At 71.1% G+C, this 25,974-nt stretch carries 20 protein-coding genes; 10 read left to right on the top strand and 10 right to left on the bottom strand.

Annotated features, from left to right (window positions below; genetic code table 11):
- Positions 1 to 112 precede the first annotated feature (112 nt).
- Positions 113 to 1,162, top strand: a complete 1,050-nt coding sequence (locus tag ACSMXX_RS29515; RefSeq protein WP_473181708.1) for a LacI family DNA-binding transcriptional regulator — start codon at positions 113 to 115, stop codon at positions 1,160 to 1,162.
- A 61-nt stretch (positions 1,163 to 1,223) separates the two neighbouring features.
- Here the strand turns inward: ACSMXX_RS29515 and ACSMXX_RS29510 are convergent, their stop codons facing one another.
- The 4 genes from ACSMXX_RS29510 to ACSMXX_RS29495 form a co-directional block, all read right to left on the bottom strand.
- The gene (locus ACSMXX_RS29510; protein WP_473181707.1) at positions 1,224 to 1,979 is read right to left on the bottom strand and encodes a nucleotidyltransferase domain-containing protein; all 756 of its coding nucleotides are present in this window, start codon (positions 1,977 to 1,979) and stop codon (positions 1,224 to 1,226) included.
- Positions 1,980 to 2,073: 94 nt separating this feature from the next.
- Positions 2,074 to 3,891 carry a serine/threonine-protein kinase gene (locus tag ACSMXX_RS29505; protein WP_473185026.1) on the bottom strand — a complete coding sequence of 606 codons (1,818 nt, stop codon included), beginning with the start codon at positions 3,889 to 3,891 and terminating at the stop codon, positions 2,074 to 2,076.
- Positions 3,892 to 4,062: 171 nt separating this feature from the next.
- A complete protein-coding gene (locus ACSMXX_RS29500; RefSeq protein ID WP_473181706.1) occupies positions 4,063 to 5,358 on the bottom strand; it encodes a DUF6986 family protein in 1,296 nt (431 codons plus the stop codon).
- A 124-nt stretch (positions 5,359 to 5,482) separates the two neighbouring features.
- Complete coding sequence (locus ACSMXX_RS29495) at positions 5,483 to 6,919, bottom strand: GuaB1 family IMP dehydrogenase-related protein (RefSeq protein WP_473181705.1); 1,437 nt, start codon at positions 6,917 to 6,919, stop codon at positions 5,483 to 5,485.
- A 269-nt stretch (positions 6,920 to 7,188) separates the two neighbouring features.
- On the opposite strand from ACSMXX_RS29495, the gene ACSMXX_RS29490 reads away from it, so the two are divergent.
- Positions 7,189 to 7,872 carry a GntR family transcriptional regulator gene (locus ACSMXX_RS29490; protein WP_473181704.1) on the top strand — a complete coding sequence of 228 codons (684 nt, stop codon included), beginning with the start codon at positions 7,189 to 7,191 and terminating at the stop codon, positions 7,870 to 7,872.
- Here ACSMXX_RS29490 and ACSMXX_RS29485 read toward each other — a convergent pair.
- From ACSMXX_RS29485 to ACSMXX_RS29470, 4 genes are read right to left on the bottom strand one after another with little or no spacing between them, the layout of a single operon-like run.
- Entirely contained in the window at positions 7,833 to 9,572 is a 1,740-nt protein-coding gene (locus ACSMXX_RS29485; RefSeq protein ID WP_473181703.1) for an L-lactate permease, read from the bottom strand. The genes ACSMXX_RS29490 and ACSMXX_RS29485 overlap by 40 nt on opposite strands.
- Positions 9,573 to 9,608: 36 nt before the next feature.
- Entirely contained in the window at positions 9,609 to 11,030 is a 1,422-nt protein-coding gene (locus tag ACSMXX_RS29480; protein WP_473181702.1) for a (Fe-S)-binding protein, read from the bottom strand.
- 57 nt (positions 11,031 to 11,087) lie between these two features.
- A complete protein-coding gene (locus ACSMXX_RS29475) occupies positions 11,088 to 12,401 on the bottom strand; it encodes an FAD-binding oxidoreductase (RefSeq protein ID WP_473181701.1) in 1,314 nt (437 codons plus the stop codon).
- Between the two features lie 5 nt (positions 12,402 to 12,406).
- Positions 12,407 to 13,858, bottom strand: a complete 1,452-nt coding sequence (locus ACSMXX_RS29470; RefSeq protein ID WP_473181700.1) for an FAD-linked oxidase C-terminal domain-containing protein — start codon at positions 13,856 to 13,858, stop codon at positions 12,407 to 12,409.
- Positions 13,859 to 14,196: 338 nt separating this feature from the next.
- Between ACSMXX_RS29470 and ACSMXX_RS29465 the strand changes: the two genes are divergently transcribed.
- Complete coding sequence (locus tag ACSMXX_RS29465; protein WP_473181699.1) at positions 14,197 to 14,442, top strand: hypothetical protein; 246 nt, start codon at positions 14,197 to 14,199, stop codon at positions 14,440 to 14,442.
- Positions 14,443 to 14,476: 34 nt separating this feature from the next.
- Here the strand turns inward: ACSMXX_RS29465 and ACSMXX_RS29460 are convergent, their stop codons facing one another.
- Positions 14,477 to 15,427 carry a GlxA family transcriptional regulator gene (locus ACSMXX_RS29460; protein WP_473181698.1) on the bottom strand — a complete coding sequence of 317 codons (951 nt, stop codon included), beginning with the start codon at positions 15,425 to 15,427 and terminating at the stop codon, positions 14,477 to 14,479.
- A 236-nt stretch (positions 15,428 to 15,663) separates the two neighbouring features.
- Between ACSMXX_RS29460 and ACSMXX_RS29455 the strand changes: the two genes are divergently transcribed.
- The 5 genes from ACSMXX_RS29455 (at position 15,664) to ACSMXX_RS29435 (ending at position 21,750) form a co-directional block, all read left to right on the top strand.
- The gene (locus ACSMXX_RS29455; RefSeq protein ID WP_473181697.1) at positions 15,664 to 16,422 is read left to right on the top strand and encodes a DJ-1/PfpI family protein; all 759 of its coding nucleotides are present in this window, start codon (positions 15,664 to 15,666) and stop codon (positions 16,420 to 16,422) included.
- Positions 16,419 to 16,907: a hypothetical protein gene (locus tag ACSMXX_RS29450; protein WP_473181696.1), complete on the top strand. Its 489-nt coding sequence runs from the start codon at positions 16,419 to 16,421 to the stop codon at positions 16,905 to 16,907. The genes ACSMXX_RS29455 and ACSMXX_RS29450 overlap by 4 nt, the downstream gene beginning before the upstream one ends.
- A gap of 448 nt (positions 16,908 to 17,355) precedes the next feature.
- Positions 17,356 to 19,251: an AMP-dependent synthetase/ligase gene (locus tag ACSMXX_RS29445; protein ID WP_473181695.1), complete on the top strand. Its 1,896-nt coding sequence runs from the start codon at positions 17,356 to 17,358 to the stop codon at positions 19,249 to 19,251.
- Positions 19,252 to 19,412: 161 nt separating this feature from the next.
- A complete protein-coding gene (locus tag ACSMXX_RS29440) occupies positions 19,413 to 20,051 on the top strand; it encodes a DUF4142 domain-containing protein (protein WP_473181694.1) in 639 nt (212 codons plus the stop codon).
- A 181-nt stretch (positions 20,052 to 20,232) separates the two neighbouring features.
- Positions 20,233 to 21,750, top strand: coding sequence for a DUF1996 domain-containing protein (locus tag ACSMXX_RS29435; RefSeq protein WP_473181693.1), 1,518 nt, complete (start codon positions 20,233 to 20,235; stop codon positions 21,748 to 21,750).
- Between the two features lie 199 nt (positions 21,751 to 21,949).
- Here the strand turns inward: ACSMXX_RS29435 and ACSMXX_RS29430 are convergent, their stop codons facing one another.
- Entirely contained in the window at positions 21,950 to 22,888 is a 939-nt protein-coding gene (locus tag ACSMXX_RS29430) for a PucR family transcriptional regulator (protein WP_473181692.1), read from the bottom strand.
- Between the two features lie 746 nt (positions 22,889 to 23,634).
- Between ACSMXX_RS29430 and ACSMXX_RS29425 the strand changes: the two genes are divergently transcribed.
- Together ACSMXX_RS29425 and ACSMXX_RS29420 are read left to right on the top strand one after the other, a co-directional pair.
- The gene (locus ACSMXX_RS29425) at positions 23,635 to 24,243 is read left to right on the top strand and encodes a hypothetical protein (protein WP_473181691.1); all 609 of its coding nucleotides are present in this window, start codon (positions 23,635 to 23,637) and stop codon (positions 24,241 to 24,243) included.
- A complete protein-coding gene (locus ACSMXX_RS29420) occupies positions 24,243 to 25,811 on the top strand; it encodes an NADH-ubiquinone oxidoreductase-F iron-sulfur binding region domain-containing protein (protein WP_473181690.1) in 1,569 nt (522 codons plus the stop codon). The genes ACSMXX_RS29425 and ACSMXX_RS29420 overlap by 1 nt, the downstream gene beginning before the upstream one ends.
- The last annotated feature ends 163 nt before the right edge of the window (positions 25,812 to 25,974 follow it).

Here is a 25,974-nt window from a genome sequence, read left to right as displayed (position 1 = left end):
GGGAACGGTCGAGAGATCAGTCTGGCGTTTTGTGACAACGTTGTCCAGACTGCTGTGCGAGGCAGCTATGCTGCTCGCTGCCGCTCCACGCATCAAGGGGGACCCGACAGCCGTGACCGAGACCGTACGATCCGCCGCATCCCGCGCATCCGGGGCCCGTTACGGCAACCGGCCCACCATGAAGGATGTCGCCGCCCGCGCCGGCGTCGGCCTCAAGACCGTCTCCAGAGTCGTCAACGGCGAGGCGGGGGTCTCGCCCGACACGGAACGCCGCGTGCAGGAGTCGATCACCGCTCTCGGGTTCCGCCGCAACGACAGCGCGCGCATCCTCCGCAAGGGCCGCACCGCCAGCATCGGGCTCGTACTGGAGGATCTCGCGGACCCCTTCTACGCGCCGCTGAGCAGGGCGGTGGAGGAAGTCGCCCGCGCGCACGGGGCGCTGCTCATCAACGGCTCCAGTGCCGAGGACCCCGAGCGCGAGCAGGAGTTGGTCCTCGCCCTGTGCGCCCGGCGCGTGGACGGCCTCGTCATCGTCCCGGCCAGCGACGACCACCGCTATCTGGAACCGGAGATGGCCGCGGGGGTGGCCACCGTCTTCGTCGACCGCCCCCCGGGGAACATCGAGGCGGACCAGGTGCTCGTCGACAGCTTCGCCGGGGCACGCGAGGGCGTAGCGCATCTGATAGCGCACGGGCACCGGCGCGTCGGCTTCATCGGCGACGTGCCCCGCATCCACACCGCGCACGAGCGCATACGGGGATACGAGGCCGCGATGTCCGACGCAGGGCTGCCCGTGCACGCGAGCTGGCTGGCACCGGGCTCGACGGACCCCGAGCGGGTACGCGCGGACGCCGAACGCATGCTGAGCGGCCCCGAACCGGTCACCGCGGTCTTCGCCGGCAACAACCGTGTGACGGTCACGCTGGTGCGGGTGCTCGCGGAACTCGACCGTCCCGTCGCGCTCGTCGGCTTCGACGACTTCGAGCTCGCCGACATGCTCTCGCCCCCGGTGACCGTCGTGGCGCAGGACCCGGCCCAACTGGGCCGCACAGCCGCCGGTCTGCTCTTCCGGCGGCTGGAGGGCGCACACGACCCGCCGCGTCTGATGACGCATCCGACGACGCTGATCACCCGGGGATCGGGCGAACTGCCCCCTGCCTGACCGCACTTGGCCGGCCCTTCTTCCGCGACGAGGGTTCCCGCACCGCCGCCGCGCCGTACGCTCAGGCCGGCAGGACGGAGTCGAATAGGTCCTGCGCCGCGTCCACCGCCGCCGCGAGCCCCTCCGGCTGTGAGCCCGCCGCCTCGAGTACGCCGTCGACGCCGCGCAGCCCCGCACGCTCCAGCAGCGTCTTCTCGTTCGTAGCCCACTCACCCCGCGCGGCGAGGACGGCGTGGGCCTGCTCCATCGCCGCGACCGCGACCGAGCCGGCGACTTCGGTGCGTCCGCCGCGCGGAGCGTGGTTGGCCCTGGCGTAGGAGAGCGTGGCCCTGGCCGTCTCCCGCCACCGGGCGGAGGCCGAGGAGCGCAGCGCGGCGGGGTAGGACGGGCGGGGCAGTTCGCCGCGCAGCACCTGGTTGAGGGCGAGTTCGCCGACCACGAGATAGCTGGGGATGCCCGCGAGGTGGAACATGAGCTGCTCCCGGTGGAAGCGCCCCTGCTCCGCCTCCGCGATCTCGTGCTCCACCACGTCGAGATCGCGGTAGTGGACGTCGGTACGGCGGCCGTCGACGGTCAGCCAGGCGCCTCCGTTGAAGAGGCCGCCGCCCCACTCGCCGATGCCGCTCACCTCGCCCGGCCAGCCGAGGGCGCGCAGGTGGCCGGGATCGAACGCGCCACGGTAGTAGATGGCGAAGTCCCAGTCGCTGCCTGGCCGTTGACGGCCCTGGGCGCGGGACCCGCCGAGGGCGACGGCCTCGACGGCGGGCAGGGCGGCGAGAGCGTCGGCGACATGGTCGGGGAAGGTCTGGTCGTCCATGCCGGACAGGTATACCCGCCCTGCCGCCGGTCTGCCGGTCCCGCCAGACCGGCAGTCCGGCAGACCGGCGGTTCACAGCGGGGCCTGGCAGCCGTCAGCACACCGGCAGTCCTGGCACGGGCTTGTCGTTCTCCCCGCCCTTGATGTAGACGTCGCTCACGAACACCCGCTTGTTGCCGCTGTCGTCGTCCGTCTTCGCCCACCACACGTTCGTCCAGCGTCCCGAGGTCTCGCGGTGCCGGAGCTTGGCCTGGCAGAAGAAGTAGTTGGTGCCGGCGTTGAGTTGGCCGACCGGCTTGTGCTGGGCGTTGTAGGACGTGGCCTGCTTCCACACCGTGCAGTCGAACTTCTTCTCTGTGCCTGCCCTGAGGTGGCAGACCGGATCCGGGGCGGGTGCGCCGCCGCTGCCGCCCGCGCTGCTGCCTCCGCCGGAGACCGTGCCGCCCGTGCCGCCGGAGTCCGCGCCGCCGGGTCCGCCGCCCTTGCCTCCGTCGGCGCCCTTGCCACCCGGGCCCCCCTTGCCGGGGCCGCCTGCCGTGGCGCCCGGCCTGGAGTCCGCGCTCTTGCCGCCGCCCGGCGAAGGCCCGTCCTTCTCCGGGACGCTGCCTCCGCCCTTGCCGGACTCCTGATTCCCGGTCCCGGCGGAACCGGCCTCGCCGGAGCCGCCGCCCGCGCGGGTGCCGTCACCGCCCGTCCCCGACACGACGGCGTACGTGGCTCCGGCACCCGTCAGCAGGACCGCGGCCACCCCGGCGGCGACGGCGGCCCGGCGGCGGCCACCCGCCCGGTCGCCGCGGGTACGGACGGTGTGCTGGTCGGTGTCCCTTGAGGTGGCGGAAGCGGGGCCGGATGCCGCTCCCGGCACCTGGGCACCCCCCGGCACCTGGCCGAGCGACGGCGCCGACCCGAACGCGCCCTGCGCACCGTGGTGTTGCGCACCGTGGTGTCGAGGTGGCAGACCGCTGCCGCCCGCCGCCGGCGGCGGCCCGGACGGCCCGTGCGCGGCGGCACCTCCGCCGTCTCCTGACCCGGGGCCCTGCCCCTGCGCCGCCTGGCCCAGCCGCATCGTCGCGGACGGGCCGGCCGGTGGCGCCGTGCCCTTGGCGACCGCGTCCAGCAGGGCCGTCGCGCGTTCCGCGTCGGCACGCTTGCCCGGGTCCTTCTCCAGCAGTTCCGCCAGTACGGGTCCGAGCGGCCCGGCACGCAGGGGTTCAGGGAGCGGTTCGACGACGATCGCGTTGAGGGTGGACCAGGTCGAGGTGCGGCGGAAGGGTGCGGCGCCTTCGACCGCGGCGTAGAGGGTCGCCCCAAGCGCCCAGACGTCGCAGGCCGCGCGGGGTGCTTCGCCCCGGGCCCGCTCCGGCGCCAAGTAGTCCAGGGAGCCGACCAGTTCGCCGCTTCCCGTCAGCTGCGTACTGGCGCCGTCGTCCGGGTCCTCCACAGCGGCGATGCCGAAGTCGGTGAGCACGACCCGCTCGGAGCCGTTCTCCAGGAGCACGTTGCCTGGCTTGACGTCGCGGTGGAGGACACCCGCGCGGTGGGCCGCCGCGAGGGCGTCCATCACCTTCGCGCCGATGGCGGCGGCCTCCCGCGGCTCCACCGTGCCGCGTTCGCGGAGCACGTCGTCCAGCGAGGGGCCCTCGATCAGCTCCATCACGATGACCGGCCGGCCCTCGTGCTGGGCGACGTCGTGCACCGAGACCACCCCGGAGTGCCGCACGCGCGCGGCTGCCCGCGCCTCGCGCTGCATACGGGTCCGCAGCTCGTCCAGTTCGCCGCCGGCCGCGTCGGTGAAGGTCCGCAGTTCCTTGACCGCGACCTCTCTGCCGAGCACCTCGTCGACCGCGCGCCAGACCACGCCCATGCCGCCGCGGCCGAGACGCCCCGTCACCCGGTAGCGCCCCGCGAGGATCCGGCCGGCCTCCGCCGGGCCGGTGCTCGCTCCTGCCGGTTCGCCGCCGTCGCCCGCGGGGCCCGGCTGCCCGCTCCCGCCGCCCTCCGGCGGCTGCTCCCCCGGTGTCCGCACTGCCCGTCCCCTCTTGCCGCGTACCGCTCTGTCGCGTGAAGGGCAAGACTACGGGCCTCAGTTGGCTTCTGCCTCCGTGGGCCGTCCGGCGAGGTGGCACAGGTCCGCGCGGGTCAGCCCGGAGTGCCTGGCCACCTCCCCGGACGAGAGCGCGCCGCAGTCCAGGCCACGCAGCAGGTAGCCGCTGAGCGCGCGGGCGGTCGCGGGCTCGTCCATCACGGCGGCGTCGGCTCCCGCGTTGCCGGTGTAGGCGGCGAGGCGGGCTGCGGCGCGCTCCATGCCCTCGCGGTAGAAGGCGTAGACGGCGGCGTAGCGCGTGGGCAGATGGCCGGGGTGCATGTCCCAGCCCTGGTAGTAGGCGCGGGCCAACGACCGCCGTACGAGGGCGTGATGGTGCCGCCACGCCTCGTGCACCTGCTCCCTCGTGCCGCTGGGGACGATGTTCGTCGAACCGTCCGACAGGCGCACTCCCGTCCCCGCCGCGGCGGTCTGCATCACCGCCTTGGCGTGATCGGCGACGGGATGGTCCATGGCCTGGTGTGCGGCGCTCACTCCGCAGGCGGCGCTGTAGTCGAACGTTCCGTAGTGGAGCGAAGTGGCGCGGCCCCCGGCGGCGTCGATCATCAGCGCGACGGTGGCGCGTCCGTCGGCGCCGAGGACGGACTGCGTCGTCTCGATCTGGATCTCGAAGCCCAGGCGACCCGCCGGCAATCCGCGTGCCGCCTCGAACTCTCCGCACAGCCGCGCCATCGCCGCCACCTGCTCGGGATGGCTGACCTTGGGCAGGGTGAGCACGAGGCCGTCCGGCAGCCCGCCGGTCTCCATCAGGCCGGTGAGGAAGATGTCGAGAGTGCGGATGCCCCGGTCGCGCACGGCGGCTTCCATGCACTTCATGCGGATGCCCGTGTACGGGGGTGCGCCGCCGTCCGCGCAGCCGGCACGGACGACACGGGCCGCGCCGGCGGCCGCCGCGTCCTCCTCGGCGTCGGAGCGGATGCCGTAGCCGTCCTCGAAGTCGATGCGCAGGTCCTCCACGGGCTCGCGCTCCAGCTTGGCCCTTACGCGCTCGTACACGGGAGCCGCGAGATCCTCGCGCAGGCCGAGCACGGCCGCCAGCGAGGCCGCGTCCGGGGCGTGTTCGTCGAGCAGGTCCCGTGCCTGCTCGCCCCAGGCGCGCACGGTGCCGGGCGTGACGGCGTCGGCGGGCACATAAACGGTGTGCACGGGCTGGCGCGTGCCCGGCTCGCCCGGATACCGGCGGGCGAGTTCGGCGTCGACGGGGGCGAGCCGGGCCGCGATGTCCGTGCACACGCTCTCCGCCAGGCTCGTGGCAACGGTCCCGTCCTCGCTCACGCCTTCACCCAACTTTCCGTTCTGTGGAATCAACAATTCGTAGAACGAAGCTATCCAGGGCTGTTGAGGCAGGTCAACCACGCCCCGGCGGCGGCCGCGCGGGACGGACGGGGCCAGGGGGCGTTCACCAGCTGGCGTGCAGCGGCTCGCCCTCCGCATAGCCCGCGGCGCTCTGCACGCCCACGACGGCCTTCTCCGCGAACTCCTCGAGCGAGGCCGCTCCGGCGTACGTGCACGAGGAGCGCACGCCCGCGATGATCGAGTCGATGACGTCCTCGACACCGGGCCGTGCCGGGTCGACGAACATCCGCGAGGTGGAGATGCCCTCCTCGAACAGGGCCTTGCGTGCACGGTCGTACGCCGACTCCTCGCTCGTACGGTTGCGTACGGCGCGTGCGGAGGCCATGCCGTAGGACTCCTTGTAGGCCCGTCCGTCGGCGGTCTGCTGGAGGTCGCCCGGCGACTCGTACGTACCGGCGAACCATGAGCCGATCATGACGTTGGACGCGCCGGCGGCGAGGGCCATGGCCACGTCGCGCGGATGCCGCACACCGCCGTCGGCCCACACGTACTTGCCGAACTTCCGTGCCTCGGCCGCGCATTCGAGCACGGCGGAGAACTGGGGTCGGCCGACACCGGTCATCATCCGCGTCGTGCACATGGCGCCCGGCCCGACGCCGACCTTGACGATGTCGGCCCCGGCCTCGACGAGGTCACGTACACCCTCGGCGGCGACGATGTTCCCCGCGACCACGGGCACTTGGGGATCGAGTGCCTTCACGGCGCGCAGCGCGTCGACCATGCGCTCCTGGTGGCCGTGTGCGGTGTCCACGACCAGGGTGTCGACTCCGGCCTCCAGCAGCGCGCGTGCCTTGCCCGCGACGTCGCCGTTGATGCCCACCGCGGCGGCCACGCGCAGCCGGCCCGCAGCGTCGGTCGCCGGGGTGTAGAGCGTGGCGCGCAGCGCGCCCTTGCGGGTCAGGATGCCCACGAGGCGCCCGTCGGCGTCGACGGCGGGGGCGAGCTTGCGGTGTGCGCTGTCGAGCTGGTCGAAGGCCTCGCTCGGGTCGACGTCCGCCTTCAGCACCAGCAGATCGCGGGACATCACCTCCGACAGCTGCGTGAAGCGGTCCACGCCGGTCAGGTCGGACTCGGTGACGACGCCCACGGGCCGTCCCTCCTGGACCACGACGCCCGCTCCGTGCGCGCGCTTGGGCAGCAGCGACAGCGCGTCGGCGGCCGTCTGGTGCGGCGCGAGCGTGATCGGGGTGTCCAGCACCAGGTGGCGGCGCTTGACCCAGGCGGTCACCTCGGTGACGACGTCGATCGGGATGTCCTGCGGGATGACGGCGAGGCCGCCGCGGCGTGCCACGGTCTCGGCCATGCGCCGGCCCGCGATGGCCGTCATATTGGCGACGACCAGGGGGACCGTGGTGCCGCTGCCGTCGGGGGACGCGAGGTCCACACCCTGCCGGGAGCCGACCGCGGAGTGGCGGGGCACCATGAACACGTCGTCGTACGTCAGGTCGTACGGGGGCTGCTGGTCGTTCAGGAATCGCATACCGGCTCTCTCACCTGCGTCGTCGCTCCACGTGGGCGCCCCTCCCAGCGGTAGCTGGGGGACGGTGGGGAGTGAATGCCGGAGGTGCAGTGTCCCTTCGGTGCTCCTACTCCATCATCCCCGACCGGGCAGCCAGGCGGCGAACCGGGCCCCTCCGGAGCGGGGCGTCAGCGTGCTCCAGCGGCCTCCCCGGCCTGTTGCACGCCCGCGGTAAGCACATCTAGTGTCCCGCTTGGACACATGAATCCATCCATGTTGGGGGGCAGCAGTTGGGCAGGCCTCTCCCCACGTCCCAGCGCGCCTACCAGTACGCGAAGGACCGCATACTCGACGGCGTTCTCGCCGGGGGCGACCTGATCAGCGAGGGCACGGTCGCCGAGGCGCTCGGCATCAGCCGTACGCCCGTGCGTGAGGCCTTCCTGCGGCTGGAGACGGAGGGGCTTCTTCGGCTCTATCCCAAGCGGGGCGCGGTGGTGGTGCCGGTCTCCGCGAAGGAGGTGGAGACCGTGCTGGAGACGCGAGAACTGATCGAGTCCTTCGCCGCGGAGAAGGTCTCCTCCCTCGGTGCGGCGCCGCTGGAACGGCTCGTGGAGGAGCTGCGCGACCAGCTCCAGGAGCAGCGGAAGCTGCGCGAGGCGGGCGACGGCAAGGCGTTCGTCGCCGCCGACCAGGTCTTCCACCAGCTCATCGTGCAGGCCGCCGACAATCCGATCCTGCTGGACCTGTACGCGGGTCTGCGCGACCGCCAGCAGCGCATGGGCCTGTACGCCGTCTTCAACGACAGCGACAGGCTGCGCGCCACGAACCACGAGCACGTCGAGCTCGTCGCCCTGCTCGAGAAGGGCGATCTCTCTGCCTACCGTGCCGCGCTGCGCGGGCACCTGCGTGGCACCCGCGCAGCGGTCCTCGGACATCAGGACAGCAGCATCCAGCCCAGCACGGACGTGGACTGAAGGAAGACCAGGACGCACATCAGGAGCAGCAGCAGGAGGCTCCAGCCGACGACCTTCCTCAGCAGTTCCGGCTCCCGTCCGCCCAGGCCCGTGGCGGCGGCGGCGATGGCGAGGTTCTGCGGCGAGAGCATCTTGCCCAGGACGCCGCCGGAGCTGTTGGCCGCTGCGAGCAGCTCCGGCGCGTAGCCGGAGTTCTTGGCGGCCGTCACCTGGAGGATGCCGAAGAGGGCGTTCGCCGAGGTGTCGGATCCCGTGACCGCGACTCCGAGCCAGCCCAGCACCGGTGAGAGGAAAGCCAGTGCGGGTCCGGCGCCGGCGATGAAGTGACCGATGGTGGAGGTCTGGCCGGACAGGTTCATCACGTACGCCAGGGCGAGCACCGTGGCGACGGTGAGGATCGCCCACCGCAGCTGGTGCAGGGTGCGTCCGTACGAACGGACCGCCACGCGCGGTGATATGACCAGCAGCGCGGCGGTGAGGACTCCGCTGAGCAGCAGCATCGTGCCGGTAGCGGGCAGCCAGTCGAACTTGAACACGGTGGAGGCCGCGGGCTTGCCGCTCACGGGATCGGCGATGTGCAGGCCGGGCCAGTTGTAGAGGATCGTGCCCTTCTCCTCCAGGACCGTTTTCACAGCCGGCAGCTTGGTCACGGCGAAGACGATGATGATCACGGCGTACGGGAGGTAGGCCTTCACGGCGGCGGCCTTGCTGTCCTGGACAGCCGTGTCCGTGCCGCCACCCTCCGGTTTCCGCGTCGCCGCCCCGCTGCCGGCGCCCTGCCCGCCGGCTCCGGCACCGCCGTCCGCGCTGTCCGCACCGTCGGCAGATGCGCTCGAGTCGCCGGAGACGGAGTCGGAGTCGGTCAAGGCGCCCGCAGGCAGCGGCGTGTAGGAGCCGCGCATCCGCATCACCAGGACGAGCACGCCGACGGCGACGAGCGCGGCGACGACGTCGGTGAGCTCAACGGAGATGTAGTTGGAGCAGGTGAACTGGGCCACGGCGAAGGCGAGTCCGCACGCGAGGGCGGGCCACCAGGTCTGCTTCACACCGCGCCGTCCGTCCACCATGTACACCAGCAGCACCGGCACGACCGCGGCGAGCATCGGCGTCTGCCGGCCCACCATGGAGGAGACGTCCTCGAGCGGCAGGCCCGTCAGTTCGGACAGCGTGATGACGGGCGTGCCCATCGCACCGAACGCAACAGGCGCGGTATTGGCCACCAGCGCCACCGCTGCCGCCTTGAACGGCTTGAAGCCCAGCGCGATCAGCATCACCGCGCTGATCGCGACCGGCGCCCCGAACCCGGCGAGCGCCTCGAGGAGCGCCCCGAAGCAGAAGGCGACGATGACGGCCTGCAGGCGCTGGTCGTCGGAGAGCTTGCCGAAGGAGCGGCGCAGCACCTCGAAGTGCCCCGTGTCGACGGTCATCTGGTAGACCCACAGGGCGTTGACCACGATCCACATGATCGGGAACAGCCCGAACAGGGCCCCGAGTGCAGCGGAGTTGAGGCTCTGCCCGACAGGCATGTCGTATGCGGCCACCGCGACGACGATTGACGTGGCGAGCGACGCGATGCCGGAGAGCCATGCCTGGACGCGCAGTACGCCCAGGAGCACGAAGAAGACGACCAGCGGAAGTGCGGCGACGAGCGACGACCACCCCAGCGAACCGCCCAGCGGGTCGAGTACGGGTTGGAACACGGTGCCTCCGGTGACGAGTTGGGACTCGGGGACGGTTCACCAGGGCCTGACGCCGCGTATCGAGGCGTCGACGACCTGGACGGGGTGCAGCACGGGGAGCTGCTTGTCGAGATGGCGCGAAATCTGCAGCAGACAGCCGGGGTTGGCCGTCACCACGGCGTCGGGGGACGTCGAGCGCACGTTGTCCGCCTTGCGGCGGCCGAGCTCCTCGGCCGGTCCGGGCTGGATGAGGTTGTACACGCCGGCGGAGCCGCAGCACATGTCGGCCTCGGGAATGTCGACGACGTCGAGTTCCGGGACGCTGCGCAGGACGGCGCGCGGCTGTTCGCGGACGCCCTGCGCGTGTACGAGGTGACATGCCTCGTGGTGTGCGAGCCGTGCGGGTACGGGGTGGCGGGGTGCGAGCGGGGTGAGTTCGGCGAGGAGTTCGGAGACGTCGCGGACCTTGGCCGCGAACGCCGCGGCGCGGTCGCGGTATGCGGGGTCGTCGGCGAGCAGCTTCCCGTACTCCTTCAGCGCCGAGCCGCAGCCCGCCACATTCACCACGATCACGTCGACGCCGAGCGGTTCGAAGGTGTCGATGAGCCGCCGCGCCCTGACGACGGCCTCCTCCTCGCGTCCCGCGTGCTCGCTGAGCGCGCCGCAGCATCCCTGCGCCACGGGTGCGATCACGTCGCAGCCCTCCGCGGTCAGCACGCGGACCGTGGCCTCGTTGACCTGGGCGAAGAAGACCTGCTGCACGCAGCCCGTGACCATGCCGACGGTGCGGCGCGCGGCCGGCGGCTCCGGCGCCGGGCCCGCCGGCTCCCTGTCAGCCGTCTCCCGGCCCGCCGTCTCCGGTGCGTTCTCCGCCGCCGTCTCCCGGCCCGTACGGGCGGCCGGGGTGCGCTCCGGCGTCCTGCGCAGCGCCGAGCGCAGCGGCACGTCCGGCATCAGCGCCTCCAGGGCGCGCAGCCTCGCGGGCAGCCTCCGCAGCAGCCCCGTACGGCTCAACGCCCGGCGGATGCCCAGCCGCTGGTAGAGGGCGCCGAGTACGGCGGCCACCCGCAGCCGGCGCGGATAGGGGAAGAGGCGGAAGATCAGTCCGCGGAAGGCTCGGTCGGAGCGGGAACGCGCCCAGTTGCGTTCGATCTGCGGGCGTACGGACTCGATGAGCCGGTCGTACTGCACTCCGGACGGGCACGCCGTCACACACGCCATGCAGCCCAGACAGTTGTCGAAGTGACCCACGGCGGCGGAGCTCAGCGGCGCCTCGCCCTCGCTGATGAGCTGCATCTGGTAGATGCGGCCGCGCGGTGAGTTCATCTCCTCGCCGGTCAGGGTGTACGTGGGGCAGGCGGGCAGGCAGAAGCCGCAGTGCACGCAGTCGGAGAGAAGCTCCGGGGACGGCGGGCGGTGGGCGTCGAAACCGCCGCCCGTGGCGGGCGTCTCGGGCGTTCCACCGTGCGGCGTGGTCATCAAGTGCTCCCTACGGATGAGCCGGGGCGGGGTCGGGCGGCCGGGCCGGCCGGCCGGTCAGAACCAGGGCGCGAAGCGCCCCGGTGCACACAGGTCGTCGGGGTCGAACTGCCGCTTGAGGGAGCGCAGTACGGCGACGGCCGGCGGCGCGGGCCCCCACGCCGCGGCGAGGGCGTCGACGCCTTCACGGCGCCGCCGCAGCGTCACCGAGCCTCCGGCCTCGTGCACGGACTCGCGCCATGCGGTCAGGCACGCGGCGTGCTCCGCCGCGTCGCCGCCGCGCAGCACGACGGTGTGCAGGCCCTGCGCGACTCCGCTGACGAGCTCCGCCTCCACGGCGCCGCCCGCGGTCAGTTCGTTCAGCCGCCGCACCAGGGCGGGCAGGCGCGCCGGATGTGTTCCTGCGCGCAGCACGGTCTCGCCGTCCTCGCCGCGTACGAGGCCGGACAGCCGCTGCCAGGCGGCACGTGCGGCGTCGTTGCCGAGTACGCGGGCCGCCGCGAGACCGGGGACGTCCGGGGCGAGGCGGCCGCGCTCCGCGACGCTCTCCGCGGTGCCCTGGAAGCGAATCAGCAGCCGCTGCCCGTCCCACTCCACCGCGACGGGCTCCAGCGGCGAACGCATCACGGCACGCGCCGCCGTGAGCGCTGCCTCGGCGTCGCCGACGGGCAGGGCGAGGGTCGCCGTGGCCTCGGGCAGCGGATGGACGCGCAGGTTGAGCCGGACGGCGAGGCCGAACGCGCCGAGCGAGCCGGCCATCAGCTTCGCCAGGTCGTAGCCGGCGACGTTCTTGATGACGTCGCCGCCGGTACGGGCCACGGTGCCGTCGGCGAGCACGAGCGTCGCGCCGATCACCAGATCGCCGAGACCGCCGTACTTCAGACGGCACGGCCCGGCGTCGCCGCACGCGAGCAGGCCGCCCAGCGTCGCGCCGTCGCCGCCGGTCGGCGGCTCGACCGGCAGCCACTGCCCGGCGGGAGCCAGCACCTCCTGTAGCCGGGTGAGCGGCATACCGGCCTCGACGCCGACCGTCCAGTCCTCGGGGGCGTGGCTGATCATGCGGTCGAGGCCGGAGGTCTCCAGCACGAGGCCGGCGTCCGCGACGGGTGCGCCCCACTCCAGTGCCGTACCGGCGCCCTCGAACAGCACCGTACGCCGCTCGTGTCCGGCGGCCGCGAGGGTGTCGGCGGCCTCGGCGAGGCCCGACGGGCGGACGCGGGAGGGCAGTTCACCCGCCGCCGTGCCCGACTCCCCGGCAGGCGGCGGCACTTGGCCCGGACCGGGTGCCGGCACCGGCGACGGTGCGGGTTCCGGTGCGCCGTCTGCGGGCGGGCCGCTCGCACGCACCGTCCCCTGGGGCTCCTCGGTCACCTCTCTCACAACCTCTCGATCACGCCGGCCGCTTCGAGCGGGTGCGGCCGGTAGCGGCCTGGCGCCTCCCCGCACAGCCGCGGAGTGGGCAGCACCTTGCCGGGGTTGGCCAGTCCGTCCGGGTCGAACGCGGTACGCAGCTGCCGCATCACCGCCAGGTCCGTCTCCCCGAACATCTCCGGCATGGAACACGCCTTGTCCAGGCCGATGCCGTGCTCGCCGCTGAGCGAGCCACCCAACTCCACGCACATCTCGGCGATTTCGGCCGCCAGCCGCTCCGCCCGCTCCGACTCGCCGGCTTCCTCGTCGAAGAGCACCAGCGGATGCAGATTGCCGTCGCCCGCGTGGAAGACGTTGGCCACGCGCAGCCCTTCGGCGCGCGACATCGCGGCGATACGGCTAAGCGCCTCGGACAGGCGGGTACGGGGGACGACGCCGTCCTGCACGAAGTAGTCAGGGCTGATGCGTCCGACAGCGGCGAACGCGGCCTTGCGCCCCTTCCAGATCAGGGCGCGCTCCTCGGAGGTCGTGGCGATGCGTACGTTCGTGGTGCCCTTCTCGTGGCACAGCGCGACGACCTTCTCGAACTGCTCGTCGCACTCGTGCTCCATCCCGTCGAGTTCGACGACGAGCGCCGCCGTGGCGTCGAGGCTGTATCCGGCGTGCACGGCCGCCTCGCAGGCCTCGATCGCGAGGGCGTCGAGCATCTCCACCGCCGCGGGCACGATGCCGGACGCCATGATCCCGCTGACGGCCTCCCCCGCCGCCTCCACCGTGGGGAAGTCCGCGACGAGAGTGCGGACGCTCTCGGGCGTACGCAGCAGCCGCACGGTGATCTCCGTGGCGATGCCGAGAGTGCCCTCGGAGCCGATGAACAGGCCGCGCAGGTCCGGTCCCGGGCTCTCCGGTGCGTCCGCGCCGAGTTCGGTGACCGACCCGTCCGGCAGGACGACGCGCAGCGCGGTCACGTGGTGCACCGTGAAGCCGTACTTCACGCAGTGGGCGCCGCCGGAGTTCTCCGCGACGTTGCCACCGATCGTGCACACGACCTGACTTGAGGGGTCGGGCGCGTAATAGAGGCCGTGCGGTGCGGCGACCCGGGAGATCTCGGCGTTGGTGACGCCCGGCTGGAGCACCATCCGCCGGTCCTCGGGATCGAAGTCGAGCACCTGGCGCATCCGGGCGAGGGAGATCACCACCCCCTGCGCCACGGGCACCGCGCCACCCGACAGCCCCGTGCCGGCGCCGCGGGCGACGAAGGGCAGCCCCGCCTTCGCGCACAGTGAGACGGCGGCCGCGACCTCCTCGGTGCTGCGCGGCAACACGACCAGAGCGGGGACTTCACGGAAGCCGGTCAGCCCGTCACACTCGTAAGTCCGCAGCTGGAGCGGATCGCTCAGCACGGAATCCGTTCCGAGTGCGGCTTCGAACTCCCGGCGCAGTACGGTGTCGATCATGGCACCGTGCCTCCTGACCCGTAGATCCTCCGACGGAACGGCAGTTCAGCGAATTCCGAATTCCGGTATTCGAGGACCGCGTCACGGAACCTAGGGTCCTTGCATCTATGGGTCAACCCTTCGTTGCATCTATGTTTCACAACTTCCGGGCCGCCGCCGCAGCGCCGCCACGCGGACGTACATCCCGGCCGGGGACGCACACCGCAGCACCGGCGGCTCACCGGACCACCGGCGGAAGGCCGGCACCGGGACTTGAGACTTGACCGACCTCCGCGACCGTTTGACTGTGCGAACGAGCGGAAACCCTCTAACAGCACTTCAATGAGACGATTGAAGCCATGCTCCGCGCCCCGGAGCAGGTGACGGGATCCGGCGGGGAGGCCAGGGTGAAGTTCGTTCTCGAAGTCGACATGGGTGACACGGCGTTCGACGGCGACGCCGCGGTCGAACTGGGCCGCATCCTGCGGTACTGGGGCGGCAACCTCCGTCACTACGACCTCGAGCCGGGCACCGGCGAGGCGCTCTACGACTCCGGCTACCGCGAAGTGGGCCGCTGGGCAGTCGTGGCCGCCGACGGTTCCTGACGAGGTTCACGGCCACTGAGCCCACTGAGCCCCGTCACGCGGCACGGGTGCGGAACGAGGCGCGGTAGGACTGCGGCGTGACGCCGGTGACGCGCTTGAACCGTTCACGGAAGGCGGTGGGCGAACCGAACCCCGAGTGCGCGGCGATGCGCTCCACACCGTGGTCGGTGGTCTCCAGCAGGAACTGCGCACGCCGCACCCGGGCCCGCAGCAGCCACTGCAGCGGCGTGCTGCCGGTCTGCTCCCGGAACCGGCGGTTGAAGGTCCGCTCGCTCAGTCCGCTGCGCCCGGCCATCTGCGCAAGGGTCAGCTCCTGTGCGAGGTTCTCCTCGATCCAGGACAGCACCGGTTCCAGCAACGACCCCCGGGGTACGGGCGGTTGGGCGTGCACCATGAACTGCGCCTGCCCGCCCTCCCTCTCCAGCGGCATCACCGAGAGCCGGGCAGAGTCCGCCGCGACGGCCGACCCCAGGTCCCGCCGGATCATGTGCAGGCACAGATCCAGGCCCGCGGAGGCCCCGGCTGAGGTGAGGACCTGGCCGTTGTCCACGTAAAGGACGTCCGGGCGGACGTCGACCCGGGGGAACGCCCCGGCCAGCCGGTCTGCCGCCATCCAGTGGGTGGTCGCGCTCAGCCCGTCCAGCAGCCCGGCCGCGGCGAGGACGAACGCACCCGTGCAGACGGAGGCGATCCGGGTGCCCGCGGCCGCGGCCTCGCGCAGCGCGTCCAGCACTCCGTCGCCCGGCGGGGCCGCCCGCTCCGAGCACCCCGGCACGACGACCGTGTCCGCCTCCCGCAGGGCCTCCAGACCATGCGGAGCGACCAGGGTGAACGCCTCGCTGGCCACCTGCGGCGTCACCGAGCAGACCTGGACGCGGTACGGACGGCGCCCGTCCGCCAGCCGGGCACGCCCGAACACCTCGATGGGCGTCGCCATGTCGGCCGCCACCACATGATCCAGCGCCAGAACCGCCACCGTATGCATGAGGCCACGGTAGGCGAGAACGCGCCAGCCGTGAATGTGCACGTCAGAGCGGAAACGCCGTCGTACCTGCGGGTCGGCCGTGCTGGCGGGAATCCGTTGGAAGTTGTCGATTCAGCCACTGGGGAGCGCCCTGCCTCCGGCCTAGCGTGACGCTGCGAGACCCCGGCCGTGCGTACGGGAAATGCGTACGAGAACGAGCCGGGAACCGGCGATCACACGAGGAGCAACACCAGCCGATGCACGCACAAATCATCCTGTTCGACGGCTTCGACCCGCTGGACGTCATCGCCCCGTACGAAGTCCTGCACGCCGCCGGTGAGGCCGCGGACGGAGCCGTGACCGTCGAACTGGTCACCGCCGAGGGCGCCCGTGAAGTCCCCAGCGGCACACCGCCGTTGGGCCTGCGAGCCGGCGGTGCGCCCGACCTCGACCGCGCGGACGTGATCCTTCTTCCGGGCGCCGCGGGCCGCCACACAGCAGGGAAGGAGACCGCCGCGACGGAGACCGCCGGGGAGGACTGCGGCGGCGAGGAAGGAGGGCCGGAACGGCAGGACACGATCCCGGCGATCCTCGCCCGTTCGCTCGGGACCGGACTGCCCGCCGTGGCCGCCGAGGCGCTCGCACGTGAGGACACGCTGGTCGCGACCGTGTGCGGCGGCTCGCTGATCCTCGCGATGGCCGGGCTCGTCGAGGGCCGCCACGTCACCACACACCACCTGGGCATGGAACTTCTCGCACCTGCCGGAGCCCGCCCCGTCGACGCCCGCGTCGTCGACGACGGGGACCTGATCACCGGCGCGAGCGTCACCTCCGGGCTTGACCTGGCCCTCTATCTCATCGAACGCGAGGTCGGACCCCGGGTCGCGCACGCGGTCGGAACGCTCTTCGCCCACGAGCGCCGCGGCATCGTGTGGTGCCCCCGCGGGCCGGTCCCCGACGGTGAGCGTGACAGCGGAGCCGCGGGGCAGCGGACCGGGGCCGGGGCCGCCCGATGACGAAGTTCCTGCTCGCCGTCCACGTCCTGGCGGCCATCGTCGCGGTGGGGCCCGTGACAGTGGCCGCCAGCATGTTCCCCGCGGCGGCCCGCCGCGCCCAGGCCCAGGCCCGGGCAGCCGGACCGGACGCCGGCCCTCTCGCCGCCGTCCGTGTCCTGCACCGCATTTGCCGCGTCTACGGCGTCATCGGCGTGGCCGTCCCGGCATTCGGCTTCGCCACCGCGAGCAGCCTCGGCGTCCTCACCGACACCTGGCTGATCGTCTCGATCGCGCTCACGGCTGCGGCGGCCGGCGTCCTCGCGCTGGCCGTCGTACCGCGCCAGGAGACGCTTGTGGACCAGCTCGAAGGCACCGACCCGTCCCATGGCGGGATACGTCCGGGAGCCACCGCGCAACTGGCCATGCTCACGGGCCTGTTCAACATTCTCTGGGCCACCGTGACGGTGCTGATGATCCTCCGGCCCGGTTCGACCACGAGCGTGTGAGGACGCGGCGCGGGCGGCCCGGTCACGCTGCTCACGCACCGCGCCCCGTCCGGCGGCGTGCCCCGAAGTCGCCGTGAGCGTGCCGGAGTTCGTTCCCGTACGGGACGGCACGCGGCCCGGCGGACCCGCGCCGCGCTTCGAAGCGTCGGAACGTCCACGTGGACGGCCTTCGCCGAGGACGTGAAAGGGGCACCGGCCGGGGAGCCGCCCGGCCGCCTGACCGTTACTAGCGGTTACGCACGCCCCGCAGGCCGCACGGGCCCATGCCCATGGGCCGCTGTACTGGGGCTCCGCAGGTGAGCGGCTCTCTTCCCACACATTCCCTCCTCCGATTCCCCGCACGGGAAGATCCGTATTTCCCTAGGCAGCGGGCCTCGCAGCGAGGTAATTTGCGCCGTCAGTCACTGAACGTCGTGACAGGGAGCAGACGGGGTGAGGGCGGTGTGCTGTGCGTGACTACAGCCTTCCCCCGCTCGTGGAGCCGCTCAGATCCGGCGGCCTGGCCGACTCCGTGTACGAACTGGCCGCACGGGAACCGGGGTTGCCGCAGCTGGCCCGCCGTGACAGTCCCGACGGAAGCACCGGCGAGTGGCGTGAGATGACCGCCGGCGCCTTCGCTGCGCACGTGCTCAAGCTGGCGAAGGGGCTGCTCGCCGAAGGCATACGCTTCGGCGACCGCGTCGCCGTCATGTCCCGTACGCGGCACGAGTGGACGCTCTTCAGCTTCGCCCTGTGGTCGCTCGGCGCCCAGGTCGTGCCCCTCTATCCGGCGTCGTCACCGGAGCAGCTGCGCTGGGTCCTGGGCGACTCGGGCGCGCGTGCCATCATCGTCGAGCACGAGGACCACGCGATGACAGTGGGCTCGGTCGTCGACGGGCTGCCGCAGCTGCGTCACATCTGGCAGCTCGACGCGGACTGTGTGGGGTGGCTGGCCCAGGCGGGCCGCTCCGTCGAGGACAACGACGTGCACCGGCAACGCTGGGCCGTCACACCGGAGATGACGGCCGCGGTCATCTACACCTCGGGCACCACGGGCCGCCCGCGTGGATGCGTCATCACGCATCGCAATCTCGCCTCGGAGTGCGACACGATCCTCGCCGGCTGGGGCCGTCTGATGGGCGAGCCCGGTCAGCAGCCCTCCATCCTCGCCTTTCTGCCCATGGGTCATGTCTACGGGCTGATGGTGACGGTGCTCTGCATCCGCGGCGGCTATCTGCTGGGACATCAACCGGACATCTCCGCCCGGGAGTTGATGCCTGCCCTGAGATCCTTCCGCCCGACGTGTCTTTATGCGGTGCCGTACTTCTTCGAGAAGTTCTACGCGGGCGCACGGATGATGGCCGAGAAGGCGGGCCGCGGCGAGATGTTCGCCCGGGCGATGGAGGCCTCCAAACGGTACGCGGAGGCGGCGGAGGCACAGGCGCTGGGCGCCGGACCGGGCCCCGGCACCGCGCTGCGGGCCCGGCACGCGGTCTACGACCGCCTGGTCTACCGGCACTTGCGTGACGTGATCGGCGGCCGCACGCGGAACGTGGTCTCGGCCGGCTCCCCGCTGAGCCGCGATCTCGGGCTGGCGCTCGCCGGTGCGGGGATCGTCGTCTACGACTGTTACGGCCTCACCGAGACCACGTGCGCCATCACCGCGCAGCCGCCGGGCAGGCCGCGGTTCGGCACGGTGGGCCGCCCCATGCCGGGCGCCGCGGTGCACATCGCCCGCGACGGCGAGGTGTGGGTGCGGGGCCCGATGGTCTTCCCCGGCTACACGGACGGCTCGCACAGCAGCACACAGCCGGACGTCCAGCATCCCGAGGGCGGCGGCGCGCACGCGCGGCAGCCGTATGCGGAGACACTGCGCGACGGCTGGCTCGGCACGGGTGACGTCGGCTACCTCGACGACGGCTATCTGGTCATCACCGGCCGCAAGAAGGACGTCATCATCACCAGCGCCGGCAGGAGCGTCTCACCCCTGATGCTGGAGACGCGGCTGCGCGCCCATCCCCTCATCTCCCAGGCGTTCGTGGTGGGTGACCACCGTCCCTACGTCGCCGCCCTGGTCACCCTGGACCCGGAAGTACTCGAACAGTGGCGCAAGGGCCGTGAGCAGTGGGGGCCTTCGGGCCCCGGCTACGGCAACACCCCTGCGGAGGAACTGGAACGCGAGGTGGGGCGGGCCGTGGCAGCGGCCAACAGCGTCTTCTCACGGGCCGAGTCGATCCGCTCGTTCCGCATCCTCCCCGAGGAGTTCACCATGGCCGACGGCCTGGTGACGCCGTCGCTGAAGCTGCGGCGGGAAGCGATCACGCGGATGTACGCCACTGAGATCGAAGAGCTGTACGAGAGCTGATTCCTGCCGGAGACGGCACACGGCAGACACAAGTCGGCAATGTAGCAGTGTTGAACGCCGAAGGACCGGTTCTTGTCAGGTCGAGACGAAGCCTCAACCACATCCTCACACTCACCATTAGCGTCCGTCGCACTTCAAAGATGAGTGTGAGAGGAGGGCGGATGGGTTCCGCCATCACGCCCGGGCGGGCGGTCGGCACCGTGCTGGTCGTCCTTGGGCTGGTCGCAACGCTCTCAGCGCTGCTGGTGCCGGTGTACTTCTTCGACGGCAACCGCACCATCGCGCTGGCCCGTTCGGGATGGCAGGACGACGGTAAGGGAACCTGGAAAACGGAATACGGCCCCCTTACCCCATTGGACCGTGACTTCATACGCAAAGTGCGGGATGCCGGATTGTGGGAAGTCCCCGCCGGCAAAGCCGCGCAGGAGCGCGGGACACGTAAGTCGGTGCGAATCGCGGGCGATCATCTCGTCGACGGACACACGGAGTTGGACCGACGGGCCGTCGAGGCCGGTCGCACCCTGAAGGTCACACTTCCCAACCAGCCTGTCGGCAAGAGCCAGGACTACCTGGAGGACGTCGACAGTGCAAGGGGTGACGAATTCGACCAGGTTCTCGTCGACAGGCTGCGCCGGGCTCATGGCGTGGTCTTCGGCCTCGTGGGCCTTGTACGCGATCAGACCCGCAACTCAATGGTGCGGTCGTTGGCGACCCGGGCCAACGCCATTGTCCTCGATCACCTCACAGTCCTGGAGGACACCGGGCTCGTGGATTTCGAGGCGCTGAACGACGCGAAATGAGTGGAGTGAAGTCAATATGAGACAAAAAGGCCACAAACGCTCGCGCACGGCGAACAAAACGATAGCGATCGTCGCAGCGCTGGTGGTCGGTGGTGGTGGCGCAGCGGCGGTAGGTGTGAGCGCTTTCGCGGGGTCGAGTGAAGACCCCGCTGCTGCCGCGAGCACGATCGACTGTCCTGATGTGAGCCTTGCACTGGGCCAGGTACCCGAGGGCGCCAAGGAGCCCGTGGGTCAGAAGCTCGCCGCTATGGATCAGCAGGTCGCGCAGGCTTACGGCCAGTGGAACTCCCAGGAGCAGAGCTCCGAGGAGGCCCTCGGTCAGTTGAACCAGCAGCGCGCGGAGACCATCCAGAGCATGAGCCAGGACATCCAGAACGCCGGCGGCGAAGCCCCCGGTGACATGGAGTCCATGGCCCAGTGCCAGATGATGCAGGACCAGGCCACCCAGGAGGGTCAGGAAGGCCAGGAAGGCGAGGAGGGTCAGGACCAGCAGGTCCAGGGCCCGGTCGCCGAGGACTTCGTCAACATCGAGGACGTCGAACCCAACGCCTCGAAGGAAGAGCCCCCGGGCGGCAGCTTCACGACGGAGTGCGGCAACAACGAAGAGGAGCACTTCAACTCCGACAACGTGATCGCCGCGCCTGGTGTTCTGAACGGCGCCCACCACGTGCACGACTACGTGGGCAACGAGGACACCAACCAGGCCTCCAGCGACGAGTCTCTCGCCGCGGCCGGTACGACCTGCGCCAAGGGCGACCAGTCGACGCACTACTGGCCCGTGATCCGTTCGCTGGACGGGAACGAGGACCAGCGGGGCGCCGTTGACGAAGCCGACGTCCAGCAGCAGCAGGGCGCCGAGGGCCAGGAGGAACAGCCCCAGGGCCAGCGCAACGGTGAAGACGCCGGTCAGGACCAGGGCCAGGACCAGGGCCAGGAACAGCCCCCAGCCGAGGAACAGCCCCCGGCTGAAGGCGAAGAGGGCCAGGACCAGGGCCAGGAACAGCCCCCAGCCGAGGAACAGCCCCCGGCTGAAGGCGAAGAGGGCCAGGACCAGGGCCAGGAACAGCCCCCGGCCGAGGAAGAGCCCCCGGCTGAAGAGGAAGAGCAGGTGGGTGGCGGCGAAGGTGCCGAAGCCCAGGTCGGCGACGGTGGTGCCAACGACCTCAACGTCGGCAGCATCCTCGCGCCCAACGCCACGCTGAAGTTCAACTCCGGCGGTGCCGAGCAGGTCGCCGAGATGCCGCGCTTCCTGCGCATCATCACCGGTGACGCCAAGGCCTTCACCAACGGCGACGCGAACGCCAACGCATCGTGGAGCTGCGAGGGCTTCGAGGACCGTCAGCTGAAGGACAAGTACCCGATCTGCCCCGAGGGCAGCGCCACGATCCGTACGTTCAACTTCCAGAACTGCTGGGACGGTCAGAACACGGACAGCGGTAACCACCGCGACCACATGGCGTTCTCGGACGACCAGGGCAACTGCCCCGAGGGATTCCAGAACGTCCCGCAGCTGCAGCAGACCATCAAGTACGACATCCCGCAGCAGAATCTGCTGAATGCTGACACACCGTTCGCGGTGGACTCCTTCCCGGAGCAGCTGCACAAGCCCATCACCGACCACAGCGACTTCATCAACGTCATGCCCGAGGAGCTCATGACGGAAGCCGTGAAGTGCATCAACGAGGACCAGGAGTGTTGACCTGAGACTCCGCCGCGGGGCTGCGGCCCCGCGGCGGAGCACCGCTCACGACAGCGGCCCGGACACAGATTCTGTGTCCGGGCCGCTGCCTGTTCTTCTGTCTTCTGTTGTCTCTGTTGTCCTTCTGTTCTTCTGTTGTCAGTGCCTCACTCGGAGGTTCCGGGCCGGCACCCGGTGCGTGAACACCGGGTGCCCGCGGTCACAGACCGTTGACCCGGGCCTCGCGTGCGACGCCCAGCGGGCGCACGCCCTGAGTTGCAGTGCGCGCCCTGCGGCCTGCACGTGTGCGCTGCCGCCGTATCTGCCCCAGCAGCCGGCGGCCGCGGAGGGTCATCTCCAGTTCGAAACGGGTACGCGGATCGCGCAGCGCCGAACCGAAGAGCTTCTCTATCTGACGCAGCCTGTATCGCACCGTCTGCGGGTGCACCTGCAGCGTCTTCGCCGCCTCAGGTGCTCCCCCGCTCTCCAGCCACGCCAGCAGCGTGACTTCGAGGCGCTCGCTCTGCCGCGGGGTGAGCTCGGCGAGGGGGCCGAGCCAGCGGGAGGAGAGCGCGCAGGCGAGCGATTCGTCCTGCAGCAGCAGAAGCATGGACAGATGGTCGTCGACGAAGAGGACCTTTCCGTCCTGGTTGTTGCCGACGTTTCCGTTGATGCCGGCGCCGCCCGGTGCCCCGGGTGGCGGTGTCAGCTCCAGCAGTCGCCGGGCCCAGCGCACCGATGATCCCGCGTCGCTCAGCGGGACGGTGTGCCCGACCGCAGCGGTACGACCGCGCAGCACGTTCTCCAGTGCTTCGCGGTCGTCCTCGGGGTCGGGTATCAGCAGGCACAGCTCACTCTCGACGGGGCTGACCAGGGCGTTGCCGAGCGCCGCGGCGAGCTGGGGCACCTCGCTGGGTGAGGCGAGGGCGATAGCACGCACGGTCTCCGGCAGCGGCCACCTTGCTGACCTGGCCAGTTCCGTCAGTCGTGATTCCGGGAATTCCTCCTCTTCCATGAGTGCCGTGAACAGCTGTCGTCGCGCCCGGTCGATGGGAACCGCTGCTGTGACGTTGTCGGCCTGGGTTGCGGTTCCCGTGTCCGTGTTGTCCTTTGTCTCCGGGGAGTGATGTCCCAATGCGGCCAGCAATGCCTGTTCCACGGCCCATTGAGCATCCTCGCGGTCAATTTCCCGCAGAAAAGCGGACATTGCCGGTATGCTGCGCTGTAGAGCTTCCACCACCTGGTCTGCGACGGCGGGCAGCTCCTTTCTCTGAACGCGCGCCCACTCGCCACGGGGGCGAGACCGGATGCGGTTGAGAACGTCGCTCATCTCTACCTCGTTCCTGCCGGGTTGGGCCTGCCCGAGCACGGGAGGACAAGCCCGCGGAGGTTGCCTCCGGTAACCGGTATCCCGCCCCGGCCCCGGAGTTGAGGGTCCCCCTGCTTCCCCTGAAGGGGCATCATCGACACCGCGGGGTGCGGCGGCGATCCCACTGCCAGAATTTGTCACAGAGCGATAAAACCTGTGAAGGTCCCGGGGAGTTCCGAGATGCTTCTGCATCCCGACCACCGCATTTTGGTCGCGCAAAGTAGAGAGCTTCACACCAGAACGTCACGGGTCATTCCCGATTCAACTGCTTTGCGTTATACGGCAGATGCGGGACCGAGGGTCAGGTCGGACTTCGGCGACAGTGCGATCGGAAGATCCGGATGCCCCCAGAACAGATCCGTGTCCCGCCGGCGAAGCGCCGTCCCACGGCGCTCGCAGCGTCCCGGCGAGGTGACGTCTCCCCTCGCCAGGGCCGTCAGCGCTCGGCTCCGCGCCCGGATCCCGGCCCCAGACTCGAGGTCGAGACCCCCGGACGCGGCACGGCGGCGCGCTTCGTTCCCCGGTACACGGCGTTCGTGATCGCTTCGGCCCTCGCCATCGTCTTCGCGATCAGCAACCAGTCGCTGGACAGGCTGTGGGCGTTCATCGAATTCGGCTCCGGGGTCTTCTCCCTGCTGCTGCTCAGCTTCTCGGTCCTGTGGGGCGTGGCAGCCGCGGACCGGCTGCTGCTGGACCCGAACCACCGGCTCATCGCCCAGGCCATCCACCGGGGCGCCGCCGTGGGCGGCATAGGTTTCCTCGGTCTGCACATCTGGTCGAAGGTCGCGCTCGGCTCCACGACCTGGCAGGCGACGGCGATACCGGGGCTCGATCCCGCCCAGCCGATCCTGATCGGACTGGGCACTGTCGCGGGTTATCTCTTCGTGGCGGTAACGGTGACAGGCGCCGTGCGGGGCGCCTTCGCACGCAGGGGACAGTCACGCATGTGGCGTGCCCTGCACATGACCGCCTATCTGGCCTGGGGCGCTTCCCTGGTCCACGGGCTGCGCGCCGGCCGCGCGGTGCAGGACTGGATCGACTGGGGATACGCCATAGCCCTGACCGGCGTGACCGTCGTCCTGATGATGCGCCTGGCTCCCGGGCGTAACGCGTCACCGGTCGACAAGCGCAAGAAGGAGCAATAGTGACATCTCTCGTGCCCTCCCCCGTCTCCGCGTCCAGCGCGGACGCGGTGCCCTCCCTCGCCTCGTTCGGGCCGCCCCGGCTGCTCGCGGGCCTGGGCACCGGCGCGGGATGGACCCGGCGCCTGGAGCGCGTCGGCCACCTGACGGTGCACGGAACGATGCCCGAACTGCGGCTCGAAGAACTGGTCGATCTCGCCGAGAACATCGATCTTCGCGGCCGGGGCGGTGCGGGCTTCCCCTTCGCCCGCAAGCTCAAGGCCGTCATCGAATCGGCCCACCGGCGCCAGCAAGCGCGTGCTGCCGTCGTGGTCAACGGGAGCGAGGGCGAGCCCAGCTGCCTCAAGGACACCGCGCTGCTCCTGTTCAGTCCGCATCTGGTGCTCGACGGAGCGATGCTCTGCGCCCGCGCCCTGAACTCGGACGAGGTCAACGTCGCCGTGGCACGCCCCGACGTGGAGCGCTCCGTGCGGGACGCCGTCGCCGAGCGGGGCCCCGGCGGCCCGCGCATCCGTGTCATCCGCATGCCGGATCGCTTCGTCACCGGTGAGGCCAGCGCGACCGTCAGCGGTCTCAACCAGCTGCCGGTGCTGCCCTCGGGCAGCGGCATCCGGGCCAGCGACGCCGGCGTCGACGGCCTGCCCACCCTGCTGTCCAACACCGAGACCTTCGCTCAGCTCGCCGTCGGCGCACGCCTGGGCGCCCTGGACTTCCGCAACGTGGGTCTGCCCACCGAACCCGGCACGGTGCTGCTGACCGTGGGCGGCGACAAGGTCGTGGAGACGCCGACCGGTGCGCCGCTGCCGTACATCCTGGGGCTGTGCGGCATCGACCCGGGCCAGGGCGTGCTGATCGGCGGCTACCACGGGCGCTTTCTGGAGCGGGACTCGTGCTGGCAGGCACGGATCTCCCGCGACTCGCTGGACGCACTGGGCTCGACGCTCGGAGCCGGCGCGGTGCTTCCGCTGCCCGAGGGCACCTGCCCCGTCGGCGAGGTGGAGCTGGTCGCCCGCTGGATGGCGGACGAGTCGGCCGGACAGTGCGGCCCGTGCTTCCTGGGGCTGCCTGCGCTCGCCGACACCGTGGCCTGGGCGGCCGACGGCGGCGGGCAGGAGGCCATGAACGCGCTACGGGCGCGGACCAGGGGCGTCAAGAACCGCGGCGCGTGCAGCCACCCCGACGGCACGGCCCGGTTCGTGGAGTCGGGCCTGGAGATCTTCGCCGAGGACTTCGAGGAGCACGCCTTCGGCCGCGGTTGCGGCAGGCCCGTGCTCGGCTGCCTCTCGGTGCCCGAGGCCGTGCAGCTCTCGGCCGGGTACCGGCCTCCCGAGCGCACCGAACGCCCCCAGCGCGTCCCGCAGATCGAGCAGAAGCAGAAGCGGCTGGTCGTCGACTGGACGCTGTGCCAGGGGCACGGGCTGTGCGCCGGAGTCGTACCGGACATGATCGAGCTGGACATCGACGGCTACCCCACGGGCGCCTCCGCGACGATCCACCCGCACACGCACAAGCAGGCACAGCGAGCGGTGCGCCGCTGTCCGGCCCTCGCGCTGCGCATCGAGGAGCGGTAGGGAGCGGACGCCGCCGCGGGCGCGGCGCTTCACCACGACGGCCTCAACAGGCGGCAATCCGGGGGGAATTCACCCGACGGCACATTCGCCCCGGCCGCGGTAGGCCGCGGTTTGGCACGATCGGACAACTTTCCGCCGCCTGGAACCCTCCTGCACCACACTC

This window comes from Streptomyces sp. DSM 116795, assembly GCF_055792905.1.
Note: the sequence above shows the minus strand (reverse complement) of the source record. Positions and strands in the feature narration are given on the sequence as shown.